The sequence below is a fragment of the Pseudoxanthomonas helianthi genome, assembly GCF_017939625.1.
In the GTDB taxonomy this organism is placed as follows: Bacteria; Pseudomonadota; Gammaproteobacteria; order Xanthomonadales; family Xanthomonadaceae; genus Pseudoxanthomonas_A; species Pseudoxanthomonas_A helianthi.
On record NZ_JAGKTC010000003.1, the window covers coordinates 401818 to 416590 of the forward strand.

Here is a 14773-nt window from a genome sequence, read left to right on the forward strand (position 1 = left end):
CCAGACGGGGGAATCGTAGGGAAGCCCGGCATGGGCAGGGGGAAACGCCCGAATCAGGAAGCGTCGTGGCCCTTGGGCGATGACGATTCCGGTGCGGTCGGCGTGGCGCGCAACAGGCGGGCCACTTCGTCGCGCACCTGCCGGGAAACCACGGCCAGTTGCTTGGACAGCGCCTCGACCTGCCGCTGCCGGTCGCGGGCCAGTACATCGTCGGCCGCCTTGAGGATGCGCGAGCAATCCTCGGCGATGCGCTGCGCGCCGAGGTTCTCGGCCACGCCCTTGAAGGCGTGCGCGGCATCGCGGTACTCGGCCCAGCGCGACGCGCCGCCATGGCGCTCCATGTCCTGCAGGCATCCGGAGGCGTCCTTCAGGCACTGCTCGACGAAATCGCGCAGGAAGTTCCCGCCCAGGCCCATCTCGGCCAACTCTTTCAGGATCGACGGCTCGATCGCCTTCGGCTCGCTGTTGCCGACGGGCCGCACCGCGGGCACCTGGCGTTGCCCGATCACGTCGGCGATGGTGTCGAGCAACCGGCCGACCACCACCGGCTTGGTCAGAAACGCCCTCGCGCCGGCCTCCTGCGCTTCGCGCACGGCCTGCGGCGTGGCATCGGCGCTGAGCACGATGACCGGCGTGCGTTCGCGCCCGGCCTGCATGAAACGCAGTTCGCGGACCACGTCCAGGCCGCTGATCCGCGGCATGTGCATGTCGATCACCGCCAGGTCGATGTTGCCGTCCGCAAGCAGGTCCAGCGCCTGTTCGCCGTCGTTCGCCGCCTGCACGCGGTGCCCGGCGCGCTCCAGGATGCGGGTCAACACGACCCGGTTGGCCATCTGGTCGTCGGCGATCACGACGCGCAGCGGCCGCACCTTCGCCTTGTGGCGGACGAAGGCATTGTCGAAGGACACCACGTTGCCGGCTTCGCCACGCCCGTCCGCCTCGCGCATCCGCATCGGCACGCGGACCCAGAAATGGCTGCCGCCGCCTGCGTTGTCCTCCAGCCCGATCTCGCCTTCCATCAGCGCGACCAGGGTCTTGGCGATGGTCGTGCCCAGGCCGATGCCGTCGAAGCGGCGCGACGGCCCGGTATCCACCTGCTCGAACGCGCCGAAGATGCGCTCCTTGGATTGCGCGGGCACGCCGATGCCCGTGTCGCGCACCGAGAACTGCAACTGCACCCGGTCGCCCTCGCGCTTCAGCGCATTCACGGTCAGCGCGACGCCGCCGCGCTCGGTGAACTTGATCGCGTTGTGCATCAGGTTGAGCAGGACCTGGGTCAGGTGTGCGCCGTCGCCGTGCAACAGCAGCGGCACGTCCTTGTCGATCGATGCGGTAAGCTGCAGGCCCTTGCCCGCGGCCAGCGGCTGCAGCATGGTCTGCAGGCGGCGGATCTGCTGCGACAGGTCGAAATCCGCATCCTTGCGCTGGACCTTGCCGGCCTCGATCGCGGAGATGTCCAGCACGTCCTCGACCAGCAGCAGCAGGGTCTGCGCCGAGGTGTGGATGACTTCCGCGTATTCCTTCTGTTCCGGCTCGAGACGCGTGCCGCGCATCAGTTCGGCCATGCCGATGATGCCGTTGAGCGGCGAGCGGAACTCGTGGCTCATGGTGGCCAGGAACCGGCTCTTGGCCGCGTTGGCGCGGCGCGCTTCCTCGGTCGCGCGATGCAGGGTCTTCATCAGCGACGACAGGTATCCGGGAATCGCTATCAACCCGCACCACAGGCCGACGGCGAGGTAAGGTTGCCGCTGCCAGTAATCGCTGTTCGCCACCGCCACGGTGAAGGCGCTGACCGCCAGCGCTATCGCCGAATACAGATAGGCCGTGCCGTAGCGCATGCCGTTGCCGATCGTGACCCACATGATGATCACGTACAGCGGCGCCAGCGCCGCCGGGTTGAGCGACATCAGCGCGGCCAGCGTGGTGTAGTCGGCCAGCATGCCCAGCGTGCGCCGCGTGTGCGACACGCCCGGATTGACCAGGATCGCGACGATCAGGCCCATGCCGACCGCGGCTTCGACGGCCATGATCAGCACCATCGCGCCGAGGTTGCCGTCGTCGCTGCGATACCGCCCGATGAACCACAGGTAGGCCAGGATCAGGCAGGCGATGGCCAACCGCACGATCGCCTGCCCATGCTCGCTGTCGGGCCGTTGCGACAGCCGGAGCTTCAGCCGTGGCAGCAGGCGGTTCATCCGGCTAGGCCGCGCCCGGACGGGTCTGTGCGGTGGAGAACCGGGCGCAGATGTCTTCCAGCCGGTCCATGTCGCGGGTCAGCGCATCGACGCAGGCCGGGTCGAACAGGCGGCCGCGCTGCTCGCGCAGGTAGTCGAGCGCGGCCTCGATGCTCCAGGCCGGCTTGTACGGCCGCGGCGAGATCAGCGCATCGAACACGTCGGCGACGGCCACGATGCGCGCCTCCAGCGGAATCTCCTCGCCGGCCAGCCCGTCGGGATAGCCGCTGCCGTCGTAGCGCTCGTGGTGGCGCAGGGCGATCGCCGCGCCGGCCTGGATGAAGCGGTTGTGGCTACCGCTGAGCAGTTCGAAGCCAAGCTTCGGGTGCCGGCGCATGATCTCGATCTCGGACTGGACCAGCGGGCCCGGCTTCATCAGCACGGCGTCGGGAATCGCGATCTTGCCCAGGTCGTGCAGCGGCGCGGCCAGTTCGATCATCCGCGCTTCGTCTTCGGACAGGCCGAGCTGTTCGGCGATCAGGCCGGCGACATGGGCCATGCGTTCCAGGTAGGCGCTGGTGCCCGCGTCGCGGTATTCGATGGCACGGGCCAGGCGGAACAGGGTCTCGCGTTCTCGTTCCTCCACCTCGTGCATGCTCGACAGCAGGCGCTGTTCCAGCGACAGGGCGCGCTGCTTGACGGTTTCCGACTGCTGCCGGAGCTGCAGCAGGTTGCGGCAGCGGGCGCGCAGTTCGCGCGGACGCACCGGCTTGACCAGGAAGTCGATGACCCCGGCGTCCAGCGCCGCCTGGCGGATCGGCTCGTCGCCGACCACGGTCACCAGGATGATCGGGATGTCGCGGTGGGCCGGCAACCGGCGGAAGCGCCGGGCGAACTCCAGCCCGTCCATGCCCGGCATCCGGTAATCCAGCAGCAACAGGTCGGCGTGGTGCTGGGTGCACCAGTCCAGGGCTGCCTGCGGATCGCCGAAGTCGTGCACGGCCAATTCGCTGGCGATGTCTTCGATGATGTGGCGCAGCATGCTGCGGGCCGAAACCTGATCATCGACGATGACGATGTCCAAACGTTGTCTCCCCTCGGCGGACCACGGCCCGCCGAAAGCCTGAGGATAATCCGACGTGTCCAATACGGACACTAATTGTTCGAGGTCCTGACAAGCCATACGCAAATCACGCATGAAACATGCCAAGGTTATGCAAATCGGCGCCGCCCGCGGCCGTTTCAGCCCTGGTTTTCGGGCCGCATGTACGGAAAGAGCAGTACGTCACGGATGGAAGCCGAACCAGTCAGCAGCATGACCAGGCGGTCGATGCCGATGCCCAGGCCGCCGGTGGGGGCCATGCCGTACTCCAGCGCCCGGATGTAGTCGGCATCGAAATGCATGGCCTCGTCGTCGCCGCCCTCCTTCGCTTCGACCTGGGCCCGGAAGCGCGCCGCCTGGTCCTCGGGATCGTTGAGTTCGGAGAAGCCGTTGGCCAGTTCCTTGCCGTTGATGAACAGCTCGAAGCGGTCGGTATAGCCCGGTTCGGTGTCGCTGGCCCGGGCCAGCGGCGAGACCTCGACCGGGTGGTCGGTGATGAAGGTCGGCTGCACCAGGGTGTGCTCGACCGTGGCCTCGAAGATCTCCAGCAGCAGCTTGCCCCAGCCGTAGGACGGCTTGACCCTGATCTTCAGCCGCTCGCAATGGCGCAGCAGCGCCTCGCGGTCGGTGCAGTCGGCGGCGGAGATTTCCGGGTTGTGGTGGCGTACCGCCTCGTCCATGCGCCAGCGGCGGAATTTCGGGCCCAGGTCGATCTCCGCCCCGTCCCATTCCACCTGGGTGGTGCCCAGCACCTTCTGCGCGGTATCGCGAATGACGTTTTCGGTCAGATCCATCACCTCGTGGTACGTGGCATACGCCTCGTACAGTTCGAGCATGGTGAATTCGGGGTTATGCCGGGTGCTGACGCCTTCGTTGCGGAAGTTGCGGTTGATCTCGTACACCCGTTCCAGCCCGCCGACGACCAGGCGCTTCAGGTACAGCTCCGGCGCGACGCGCAGGTACAGGTCCAGGCCCAATGCGTTGTGGTGGGTGGTGAACGGCTTGGCGGTGGCGCCGCCGGGGATGTAATGCATCATCGGCGTTTCCACTTCGAGGAAGCGCCGCGCGTCCAGCCATTCGCGGATGGCGCGGATGATCTTCGAGCGCTTGATGAAGACTTCGCGCGCCTCGGGGGTGACGATCAGGTCGACGTAGCGCTGGCGGTAGCGCTGTTCGACGTCGCTCAGGCCATGCCACTTGTCCGGCAGCGGGCGCAGCGACTTGGTCAGCAGGCGCAGGCTGGTCGCCTTGACCGACAACTCGCCGGTCTTGGTGCGGGTCAGGCCGCCCTCCACCGCGACGATGTCGCCGACGTCCCAGCCCTTGAACGCGTCATAGGCCGGGCCCAGCGTGTTCGATTGCAGGAACAGCTGGATGCGTCCGGATTCGTCCTGGACCTGGGCGAAGCTGGCCTTGCCCATCACCCGCTTGGCCAGCAGGCGCCCGGCCAGCTTCACCGTGCGGTTGGCGGCTTCCAGCGCTTCGGCGGTCCACTGCTCCGCGTCGGCGAATTCGGCCTGCAGGTCGCCTGCGTAGTGTTCGCGGCGGAAGTCGTTGGGGAACGCGATGCCCTGCCCGCGCAGTGCGGTCAATTTGCCGCGGCGTTCGGCGATGAGGCTGTTTTCGTCGACGGCGGGCTGGGCGGTGGGTTCGGTCATGTTGGTTCGCGGGGAGATGTGTTCTTGGTTGCGGGAGCGCGACGATGGCCGGAAAGGCATCGCGACTTACGTCGCTCCCGCCGGATGGATCATCGCCGATTACGCGTCGATGCGCTTGGCGCCGGCATCCAGGCCGGCCTTCAGGCTGCCTTCGAGGAACTCGTCGAGGTCGCCGTCCAGCACCTTCTGCGTGTCGCTGCGTTCGATGCCGGTGCGAAGGTCCTTAATCCGCGACTGGTCGAGCACGTAGTTGCGGATCTGGCTGCCCCAGCCGATGTCGGACTTGGTCGCTTCCAGTGCGTTCTTCTCGGCATTGCGCTTCTGGATCTCGATCTCGTACAGCTTGGCCTTCAGCATCTTCATCGCGCGGTCGCGGTTGGCGTGCTGGCTGCGCTCGGTCTGGCAGGCCACGACCACGCCGCTGGGCACGTGGGTGATGCGCACCGCGGACTCGGTCTTGTTGACGTGCTGGCCGCCGGCGCCGGACGAGCGGTACACGTCGGTCTTCAGGTCGGCCGGGTTGATCTCGATGTCGATGTTGTCGTCGACTTCCGGCGAAACGAACACGCTGGTGAAACTGGTGTGGCGGCGGTTGTCCGAATCGAACGGCGACTTGCGCACCAGCCGGTGCACGCCGATCTCGGTCTTCAGCCAGCCGTAGGCGTAGTCGCCTTCGACGCGGAAGGTCGCCGACTTGATGCCCGCGACTTCGCCGGCCGAGGCTTCCATCAGCTCGACCTTCCAGCCGCGCGATTCGGCCCAGCGCAGGTACATGCGCAGCAGGATTTCCGCCCAGTCCTGCGCCTCGGTGCCGCCGGCGCCGGCCTGGATGTCGACGAAGGCGTTGGCGCTGTCCATCTCGCCGGAGAACATGCGCTGGAATTCCAGCTTGTCCACGCCGCCGGCATAGCGCTCGACGTCGGCCTGCACGGCCAGCGCGGTTTCCTCGTCGCTTTCCATCTCGGCCAGCTCTAGCAGTTCTTCGGCGCCGGACAGGCCTTCGTCAAGGTCGCGGATGCCGTTGACGGTCTTGTCCAGCAGCGAACGCTCGCGGCCGAGCTGCTGGGCGTATTCGGGGTTGTTCCAGATGTCCGGGCTTTCCAGCTCGCGGCTTACTTCTTCCAGGCGCTCGCGCTTGGCATCGTAGTCAAAGATACCCCCGGAGCGAGGCCAACCTTTGCTGCAGATCGGCGATGCGCTGGCGGATGGGGTTCAGTTCGATCATGACGGGGGAAAATATCGGGAAAACGGCCGCAGATTCTAGCAGCCCTGCCCGCTTCAGGCGCCCTCGCCGATGCGTTCGCGCAGGCCGCCGCGGTAGGTGCGGCTGCCCGGCAGCGAGGTGCCGTCCTTCAGGTGCACGCGCGCGTCGCCGGTATCCAGCGGCTCGATCGAGGCGACCTGGTCGAGGTTGACGATGTAGCTGCGGTGGATGCGCACGAAACGCGCCGGATCCAGCTTGCCCTCGATGCCGGCGATGGTGCTGCGCAGGGGATAGTCGTGGCCGCGCACGCGCAGGTTGACGTAGTTGCCGGCGGCCTGCAGCCATTCGACATCGTTGGCGGCGACCAGGAACTCGCGCCCCAGCTTGCGCACCAGGAAGCGCTCGGGCCGCTCGACCGCTTCCATCGGCGGGCCTTCGTCCGGCACGCCCAGCAGGCTGGCTTCGCCCTGCAACCGGCGCAGCAGCAGGCGGTAGCCTTCGATGGCCAACACGATGCCGGCATAGGAGCGCACGTCCTTCAGGTATTCGTAGCCGAATTCCCACCACCACGGACTGAAATCGTAGTGCAGTCCCTGGCCGGCATAGATCGCCTTGCGGATCGCCACCATGCCGGCGACATGCAGGGCCGACCAGACCAGGCTGCCGAACAGGTGCAGCGGGAGCATCCGCCGCCAGTTGTCCAGGTGCAGCGGCCAGCGCCGGGTGAACCAGACCACCGCCGGTACCAAGGCCAGCGCGACCACCGAACTGCTGGCTTCCCAGACCGCCGGCTGCCAGGCGGCGAACTGCAGGTGCAGCCGGCGCACGTCCATGCCCACGGTGATGCTGTTGCCGATGGCGCTGACCAGGTACTGGGCCACCCAGAAGCCGACCTCGAAACTGCGCCGCCATGGCTGGAAGCGTTCGTAGGCGGTCGGGGCGGCTGGATTCATCCGCGCATTCTACGAGCGACGCGGATCCGATCCGTCCCGGCTCGTCCCCGCGCGCCCTCGCCCCGTCCCAGACCTCCCGCGGACGGTCACTTCCGGCTGGTCCCTGCCCCGCGCGGTGCCGAACCTGCGCGCAATCCCTTCCGATTAGGAGCCCGCCATGCACCGCCGCCACGACATCGACTGGGTGCGCATCTGCGCCTTCGGCCTGCTGGTTTTCTACCACGTCGGCATGTACTACGTGAGCTGGGACTGGCACGTCAAAAGCCCGCACGCAGGCCCCGCCCTGGAACCCCTGATGCTGTCGACCAGCCCATGGCGGATGTCGCTGCTGTTCGTGATATCCGGCGTCGCCACCGCCTTCCTGCTGGGCCGGGCGCGCCGGGAAGGGGCCCGCTTCCTGGGCCCGCGTTCGTGGCGGCTGCTGCTGCCCTTGCTGTTCGGCATGTACGTGGTGGTGCCGCCGCAGGTCTACCTGGAACTGGCGGAAAAAGTTCCGGGCGGCTACCACGCGGACTACCTCGCCTTCATGGGCACCTACCTGCGCGCCGGCGATTTCTACTGCGCGGCGCCGGGCGACTGCGTGGACAGCCCTACCTGGAACCACCTGTGGTTCCTCGCCTACCTGTGGGTGTACACCGTCGTCCTGTTGCTGCTGCTGACGCTGGCGCCGAAGGCGATGCAGGGCTTCGGTGCGTGGCTCGGGCGCGGGTTGTCGGGCGTGGGCGCGCTGCTGTGGCCGGTCGCGTGGCTGGCGCTGGCGCGGTTGTTGCTTGCGGAGCGCTTCGAATCGACCCACGACTTGGTCGACGACTGGTACAACCATGCGCAGTACCTGCCGATGTTCCTGCTGGGCTACCTGCTGGCGTTCTCGACCGGCTTCTGGGAATCGCTGCAGCGATTGCGCTGGGCGGCACTGGCCGCCGCCGTTGCCGGTTATGCATCGGTGGTCGGCGTCTGGTATTGCGCGGGCTACGGCGACGCCAACCCGCCGCCGGATGCATTGCGGATGGCGCTGCGGGTGGCCTGGGCCGTCGACCAGTGGTGCGCCATCGCCGCCGCATTCGGTTTCGCCTACCGTTTCCGCAATACCGACAGCGCCGCGCTGCGCTACCTGGCCCCGGCGGTGTTTCCGGTCTACATCCTGCACCAGACCGTCATCGTGGCGCTGGCCCATGGCGCCAAGCCGCTGGACCTGCCGCCATTGCTGGAAGGGCCGCTGCTGGTGCTGCTGACGTTCGCCGTCTGCTTCGGCGGTTACGAACTCGTCCGCCGCGTGCCGCTGCTGCGGCCGCTGTTCGGGTTGAAGGGAAAGGCTGCGGCTAAGGCGCCGGTTCCCGATGCTCGACCAGCAGCTGGATAGCGGCCCCGCCGCGGTAGTCGTCCGGCGCCAAACGGTATGCGAGGCGCAGCCGCGACGCGGGCGCTTCGTTGTTCCAGCCGCCGAACTGGATCGCGCTCAGCGCTTCGCGGCGGCCGGCGAGGCGCAGGTTGAGCTTCAGGTGGCGCTCGCCGACCACGCGCCAGTCGAGCACGTCGAATTCGCCGTCGAACAGCGGCTCGGCGAAGCCCTGCCCCCACGGCCCGCCATCGCGGATCGCCTCGGCGTGGAAACGGTCGAATTCCTGCGGCAGCAGTTCGCCGTCGCTGAGGATTTCCGCCTGCAACTGCTCGGGGCCGAGTTGCGCGGCGGCGTACGCGGAGAAAGCTTCGCGGAAAGCCGGCAAGGCGGTTTCATCGAGCGAAAGCCCGGCGGCCATCGCGTGGCCGCCGAACTTGCCGATCAGGCCCGGGTGCGCGGCATCGATCGCGGCCAGCGCGTCGCGGATGTGGAAGCCGCGGATCGAACGCGCCGAACCGCGCAGGCTCGTGCTTCCGGGTTCCGATGGCGCGAAGGCGATGGTCGGGCGATGCAGGCGATCCTTGATCTTCGATGCGACCAGGCCGACCACGCCCGGATGCCATTCGGCATCGTGCAGGCACACGGCGAGCGGCATGTCGCCGCCGTCGATCACCGCCCTGGCGACCGCGGCTTCTGCCTCGGCGGTCATCTGCTCCTGCACGCCGCGGCGCTCGGCATTGATCCCGTGCAGGATTTCCGCCAGCTCGCGTGCCCGCGATCGGTCGTCGGTCAGCAGGCATTCGATGCCCAGGCTCATGTCCTCCAATCGCCCCGCCGCATTGATGCGCGGTGCGAGGGCGAAGCCGATGTCGGCGGCGCTGAGCTTCCCCGCTTCGCGTCCGGACACTTCGATCAGTGCGTGCAAGCCGGCGATGCCCTGCCCCGCGCGCAAACGGCGCAGGCCGGCGCCGACCAGCGCACGGTTGTTCGCGTCCAGCGGCACCAGGTCGGCGACGGTGCCGACCGCGACCAGGTCGAGCAGCGCGGACAGATCGGGCTCCGGCGAAGGCAAGCGTCCATCCGTGCGCAGGCGCTGGCGCAGCGCGAGCAGCACGTAGAACATCACGCCGACGCCGGCCAGCATCTTGCTGGGGAAAGCGTCGCCGCGCAGGTTCGGATCGACGATGGCGTCGGCCGGCGGCAAGGTTTCCGCCGGCAGATGATGATCGGTGACCAGCACCCGCCAGCCCTTCTTCTTCGCCAGGGCGATGCCGGCATGGCAGGCGATGCCGTGATCGACGGTAACCAGCAGGTCGGGCTCGAGCCCGACAAGCTCTTCGACCAGGCTCGGCGACAACCCGTAGCCGTGAACCATGCGATTCGGCACCGCCGGCGTGACCCGCTTCGCGCCGAGCAGGCGCAGCCCGCGCACGGCCAGCGCACAGGCGGTGGCGCCGTCGCAATCGAAATCGCCGACCACGACGATGTGCCTGTCCGCTGCGATGGCTTCGGCAAGCAAGACCGTCGCGGCGTCGATGCCGCCCAGCGAACCGGGCGAATGCAGGCCGGCCAGCTTCGGTTGGGCCTGGTCCGGGCTGGTCGCGCCGCGCGCCGCGTAAATGCGCTGCAGCAGGCGCGGGACTTGCGCCGGCCATTCGCCGATCTCGGCGATTTCGCGGCGGCGGATGCGCGGTCGCGGGGTCATGCGGCCAGCACGGGCAAGGGGCGACGCCACAAGCGCCAGCGCTGGCCGCGGCGCAACGTGTACAGGGCGCCATCTTCGAAGTCGAGATCCAGTGTCCCGAGCTGGCGGCTGCGGATCTCGTCCAGCAACGGCGGCAGTACTTCACCGACCAACGTTTGCAGCGAGCGCAGGTGGCGCAGGTCCACCAGGGCATCGACGGCATCGCCGTCCCGGGATTCGACGCCGGCCGCCTTGGACAGGGCCTGCAGCAGCGGATCGTGGCTCTTCACCTGGCGATGCGACGTGCGCACGCTGCCGGGCGCCGCGCCCGCGCCCCAGAACCACAACGAGTTGATCGCCGGCTTGCCTTGCGCGACGCGCTGCGCGTTCCACGGATGCTGGTGCAGGATCACCTGCGCCTCGGTCAGCAGGGCGCGCCAGCGCCGGCCGACGTCGCCTTCGGGCAGATGATCCGCCAGGTCATCGCCGAGTGCGGTTTCGGGTTCGGCGAATTCGGGCAGGCGCGCGTCCTTCGGCAAACGCAGGTACCAGCGCCACGGATGCGGCGCATCGATCGGGCAACCGAAGTCGCCGAACAACGGCTGCAACGCGGGCAGCAATTGCCTGGCGTCCTCTTCGGCCAGCGCCAACGCTTCGCCATACGCCATCAACCGCGCACCGTTGATGTCCGGCACGATGTAGGCCGGATCGGCGCGCAGCCAAGACGACAACGCGGCATCGCCGGCATCCAGCGAACGGGTCAGCGCGGCCACCGGCCAGTGGTCGGGCACCAGCTGGAAATGCCGGCGTAATTGCGCGCGTTCGCCCGCTTCGCCATGGCCGGCATCGGCACGCGCCAAAGCCTGGCCGATGGCCACCGGCAACGCTCCGGTGAGGCGGGAACGCGCGGGCAGCAGCAGCGTGGCCGAGGCCATCGGCTCAGCCGAGGTATTCGACGCCGACGATTTCGTACTCGCGCTGGCCGGCCGGGGCGTCGATGGTGATTGCATCGCCCTCGTGCTTGCCGATCAGCGCACGCGCCACCGGCGAGGAGATCGCGATCATGCCCAGCTTGATGTCCGCCTCGAGGTCGCCGACGATCTGGTAACGCTTCTCCTCGTCGGTCTCGACGTCGGCCAGCGTCACGGTCGCGCCGAACACGATGCGCGAACCGGCGTTGAGCTTGGCCACGTCGATGACCTCGGCGTGCGACAGTTCGCCTTCGAGCTGCTTGATGCGGCCTTCGATGAAGCCCTGCTGCTCGCGCGCGGCGTGGTATTCGGCGTTCTCCTTCAGGTCGCCGTGCGCGCGCGCCTCGGCGATGGCGGCGACCACTTCCGGCCGCTTCACCGTCTTCAGGTTGTCCAGTTCGTCGCGCAGCCGTTGTGCGCCTTTCAGTGTCATCGGCGCTCTCATGCGCGCAATTCCTTGTGCAGTTCCTGCAGGGCCAGCACCGGACCGGTGCCACGGAATTCCAGCGAATGCACCAGCGCACGGGCGCCGGCGACGGTCGTGGAATAGGTGACGCGGTGTTGCAGGGCCTCGCGGCGGATGGAGAAGGAGTCGGCGATGGCCTGCCGCCCTTCCGTGGTGTTGACGATATACACGATTTCGCCGTTCTTGATCAGGTCGACGACGTGCGGCCGGCCTTCGATGACCTTGTTGACCACTTCGCAGTCCAGGCCGTTGCTGCGCAGCCATTCGGCGGTTCCGCGGGTGGCGACCAGCGAGAAGCCCCGCTCGATCAACGCCTGCGCGACCGGCAACACGCGCGGCTTGTCCGGATCGCGCACCGAGACGAAGGCCTTGCCCGCCTGCGGCGCCTTGATCCCGCCGGCTTCCTGCGCGCGCGCCATCGCCGCGCCGAAGTTGCGGCCGACGCCCATGACCTCACCGGTGGAACGCATCTCCGGTCCGAGGATCGGATCGACGCCCTGGAATTTGGCGAACGGGAAGATCGCTTCCTTGACCGAGTAGTACTCGGGCACGACTTCCTTGGTCGCGCCCTGCTCGGCCAGGGTTTTGCCCGCCATGCAGCGCGCGGCGATCTTGGCCAGCGCCACGCCGGTGGCCTTGGACACGAAAGGCACCGTACGCGAAGCGCGCGGGTTCACTTCCAGCAGGTACACGGTGTCGTTGCCGTTGTCGGACTGGATCGCGAACTGGGTGTTCATCAGGCCGACCACGTTCAGCGCGCGGGCCAGCTCCACCACCTGCCGGCGCAGTTCCTGCTGGGTCTGCTCCGACAGCGAATACGGCGGCAGCGAGCACGATGAGTCGCCGGAATGCACGCCGGCCTCCTCGATGTGCTCCATCACGCCACCGATCAGGATGTTGCCGTCGGGGTCGGCGATGATGTCGACGTCGGCTTCCACGGCGTTGTCGAGGAAACGGTCCAGCAGCACCGGCGAATCGTTGGAAACCTTGACCGCGTCGCGCATGTAACGGGTCAGGTCGGCGTCGGCATGCACCACTTCCATCGCGCGGCCGCCGAGCACGTAGCTTGGGCGCACGACCAACGGATAGCCGATTTCCTTGGCCAGCAACAGCGCTTCCTCGGCGCTGCGCGCGGTGCGGTTCGGCGGCTGCAGCAGGCCCAGGTCGTTGACCAGCTTCTGGAAGCGCTCGCGGTCTTCGGCCAGGTCGATGCTGTCGGGCGAAGTGCCGATGATCGGCACGCCGTTGGCTTCCAGCGCGCGCGCCAGCTTCAGCGGGGTCTGCCCGCCGTACTGCACGATCACGCCCTTCGGCTTCTCGACGTCGACGATGGCCAGCACGTCTTCCAGGGTCAGCGGTTCGAAATACAGGCGATCGGAGGTGTCGTAGTCGGTGGACACGGTTTCCGGGTTGCAGTTGACCATGATGGTCTCGAACCCGTCCTCGCGCAGCGCCAACGCCGCATGCACGCAGCAGTAGTCGAATTCGATGCCCTGGCCGATGCGGTTGGGGCCGCCGCCGAGGATCATGATCTTGTCGCGATTGCTCGGCTGCGCCTCGCATTCGTCCTCGTAGGTCGAATACAGGTAGGCGGTGCTGGTGGCGAACTCGGCCGCGCAGGAGTCGACGCGCTTGTACACCGGCTTCACGCCCAGCGCGTTGCGCAGCACGCGGATCGCCGCTTCATCGGTGCCGGCCAGCTGGGCCAGGCGCGCGTCGGAGAAACCGGCGCGCTTCAGCTTGCGCAGGCGGGGCTTGTCCAGCGAACCGAGGCCGTCGGCGGCCAGTTGCTTCTCGGCGGCGATGATTTCCTCGATCTGGTCGAGGAACCACGGATCGATGAACGACAGTTCGAATACCTGCTCGACGCTCATGCCGGCGCGGAACGCATCGCCGACGTAGAACAGGCGTTCGGGGCCCGGTGCCTTCAGTTCACGGCGCAGCGTGGCCAGGTCGTTCTCGTCGGCCAGGTCCAGCCCGGTCGGGTCCAGGCCGACCTTGCCGGTTTCCAGTCCGCGCAGGGCCTTCTGCATCGATTCCTGGAAGGTGCGGCCCATCGCCATCACTTCGCCGACCGACTTCATCTGCGTGGTCAGGCGCGCGTCGGCCTGCGGGAATTTCTCGAAGGCGAAACGCGGGATCTTGGTGACGACGTAGTCGATGCTCGGCTCGAACGAAGCCGGGGTCTTGCCGCCGGTGATCTCGTTCTTCAACTCATCCAGCGTGTAGCCGACGGCGAGCTTGGCCGCGACCTTGGCGATCGGGAAGCCGGTCGCCTTCGAGGCCAGCGCCGACGAACGCGACACGCGCGGGTTCATCTCGATCACCACCACGCGGCCGGTCTGCGCGTTGATGCCGAACTGCACGTTGGAACCGCCGGTGTCCACGCCAATCTTGCGCAGCACCGCGATGGAGGCGTCGCGCAGGCGCTGGTATTCCTTGTCGGTCAGGGTCTGCGCCGGGGCGACGGTGATGCTGTCGCCGGTGTGCACGCCCATCGGGTCGAGGTTCTCGATGGAGCAGACGATGATGCAGTTGTCCGCGGTGTCGCGGACCACTTCCATCTCGAACTCCTTCCAGCCCAGCACCGACTCCTCGACCAGCACTTCGGTGGTCGGCGACAGTTCCAGGCCGCGGTTGACGATCTCGACCAGTTCCTCGCGGTTGTAGGCGATGCCGCCGCCGCTGCCGCCCAGGGTGAAGCTGGGACGGATGATGGTCGGGTAGCCGACGCGGGTCTGGATATCGAGCGCTTCCTCCAGCGTGTGCGCGACTTCGGCCTTCGGGCATTCCAGGCCGATTTCCTGCATCGCCACGCGGAACAGCTCGCGGTCCTCGGCCATGCGGATGGCCTCGCGCTTGGCGCCGATCAGCTCGACGCCGTACTTCTCCAGCACGCCGTGGTCGGCCAGGTCCAGCGCGCAGTTCAGCGCGGTCTGCCCGCCCATGGTCGGCAGCAACGCATCGGGCTTTTCCTTGGCGATGATCTTCTCGACCGTCTGCCAGTTGATCGGCTCGATGTAGACGGCGTCGGCCATCTCCGGGTCGGTCATGATCGTCGCCGGGTTGCTGTTGACCAGCACCACGCGGTAGCCCTCTTCGCGCAGCGCCTTGCACGCCTGCGCGCCGGAGTAGTCGAATTCGCAGGCCTGGCCGATCACGATCGGGCCGGCGCCGATGATCAGGATGGTTTTTATGTCGGTGCGCTTGGGCATCGTCTTC

Annotated in this window: 10 protein-coding genes; 1 reads left to right on the forward strand and 9 read right to left on the reverse strand. The window is 67.5% G+C overall.

From position 1 onward, the window contains the following. Positions 1 to 53: 53 nt before the first annotated feature. The 5 genes from J5837_RS13695 to J5837_RS13715 form a co-directional block, all read right to left on the reverse strand. Positions 54 to 2195, reverse strand: a complete 2142-nt coding sequence (locus tag J5837_RS13695; protein ID WP_210537322.1) for a response regulator — start codon at positions 2193 to 2195, stop codon at positions 54 to 56. Between the two features lie 4 nt (positions 2196 to 2199). Next, entirely contained in the window at positions 2200 to 3357 is a 1158-nt protein-coding gene (locus J5837_RS13700) for an HD domain-containing phosphohydrolase (protein WP_210537578.1), read from the reverse strand. A 59-nt stretch (positions 3358 to 3416) separates the two neighbouring features. Next, complete coding sequence (gene lysS / locus J5837_RS13705) at positions 3417 to 4934, reverse strand: lysine--tRNA ligase (RefSeq protein ID WP_210537323.1); 1518 nt, start codon at positions 4932 to 4934, stop codon at positions 3417 to 3419. A gap of 99 nt (positions 4935 to 5033) precedes the next feature. Then, positions 5034 to 6159, reverse strand: a protein-coding gene (prfB, locus tag J5837_RS13710) for a peptide chain release factor 2 (RefSeq protein ID WP_210537324.1) whose coding sequence is annotated in 2 segments (ribosomal slippage) — positions 5034 to 6083 and positions 6085 to 6159 — 1125 coding nt in all. Because the reading frame shifts where the segments join, the coding sequence is not laid out codon by codon here. Positions 6160 to 6212: 53 nt separating this feature from the next. Continuing rightward, on the reverse strand, positions 6213 to 7091 hold the full coding sequence (locus J5837_RS13715) for a LytTR family DNA-binding domain-containing protein (protein WP_210537325.1): 879 nt from the start codon (positions 7089 to 7091) through the stop codon (positions 6213 to 6215). 157 nt (positions 7092 to 7248) lie between these two features. Here J5837_RS13715 and J5837_RS13720 point away from each other — a divergent pair, with 157 nt between their 5' ends. Beyond that, positions 7249 to 8451: an acyltransferase family protein gene (locus J5837_RS13720; protein ID WP_210537326.1), complete on the forward strand. Its 1203-nt coding sequence runs from the start codon at positions 7249 to 7251 to the stop codon at positions 8449 to 8451. On the opposite strand, the gene recJ is transcribed toward J5837_RS13720, so the two are convergent. The 4 genes from recJ to carB are packed head-to-tail and all read right to left on the reverse strand — an operon-like array spanning position 8411 to position 14766. Then, entirely contained in the window at positions 8411 to 10135 is a 1725-nt protein-coding gene (gene recJ, locus J5837_RS13725; RefSeq protein WP_210537327.1) for a single-stranded-DNA-specific exonuclease RecJ, read from the reverse strand. The genes J5837_RS13720 and recJ overlap by 41 nt on opposite strands. Next, entirely contained in the window at positions 10132 to 11049 is a 918-nt protein-coding gene (locus J5837_RS13730) for a phosphoglycerate mutase (protein WP_210537328.1), read from the reverse strand. The genes recJ and J5837_RS13730 overlap by 4 nt, the downstream gene beginning before the upstream one ends. Before the next feature lie 4 nt (positions 11050 to 11053). Further along, positions 11054 to 11530: a transcription elongation factor GreA gene (gene greA, locus J5837_RS13735; RefSeq protein WP_210537329.1), complete on the reverse strand. Its 477-nt coding sequence runs from the start codon at positions 11528 to 11530 to the stop codon at positions 11054 to 11056. After that, positions 11527 to 14766 (reverse strand): carbamoyl-phosphate synthase large subunit, encoded by a 3240-nt coding sequence (carB, locus tag J5837_RS13740; RefSeq protein WP_210537330.1) that lies wholly within the window; start codon positions 14764 to 14766, stop codon positions 11527 to 11529. Before carB ends, greA begins: the two co-directional genes overlap by 4 nt. Positions 14767 to 14773: the final 7 nt, after the last annotated feature.

Excerpts from the sequence above, each read along its gene's own strand:
- J5837_RS13695 (WP_210537322.1), bottom strand. The coding sequence starts at position 2,195 with ATGAACCGCCTGCTGCCACGGCTGAAGCTCCGGCTGTCGCAACGGCCC.
- J5837_RS13700 (WP_210537578.1), bottom strand. The coding sequence starts at position 3,357 with ATGGCTTGTCAGGACCTCGAACAATTAGTGTCCGTATTGGACACGTCG.
- lysS (WP_210537323.1), bottom strand. The coding sequence starts at position 4,934 with ATGACCGAACCCACCGCCCAGCCCGCCGTCGACGAAAACAGCCTCATC.
- J5837_RS13715 (WP_210537325.1), bottom strand. The coding sequence starts at position 7,091 with ATGAATCCAGCCGCCCCGACCGCCTACGAACGCTTCCAGCCATGGCGG.
- J5837_RS13720 (WP_210537326.1), top strand. The coding sequence starts at position 7,249 with ATGCACCGCCGCCACGACATCGACTGGGTGCGCATCTGCGCCTTCGGC.
- recJ (WP_210537327.1), bottom strand. The coding sequence starts at position 10,135 with ATGACCCCGCGACCGCGCATCCGCCGCCGCGAAATCGCCGAGATCGGC.
- J5837_RS13730 (WP_210537328.1), bottom strand. The coding sequence starts at position 11,049 with ATGGCCTCGGCCACGCTGCTGCTGCCCGCGCGTTCCCGCCTCACCGGA.
- greA (WP_210537329.1), bottom strand. The coding sequence starts at position 11,530 with ATGAGAGCGCCGATGACACTGAAAGGCGCACAACGGCTGCGCGACGAA.
- carB (WP_210537330.1), bottom strand. The coding sequence starts at position 14,766 with ATGCCCAAGCGCACCGACATAAAAACCATCCTGATCATCGGCGCCGGC.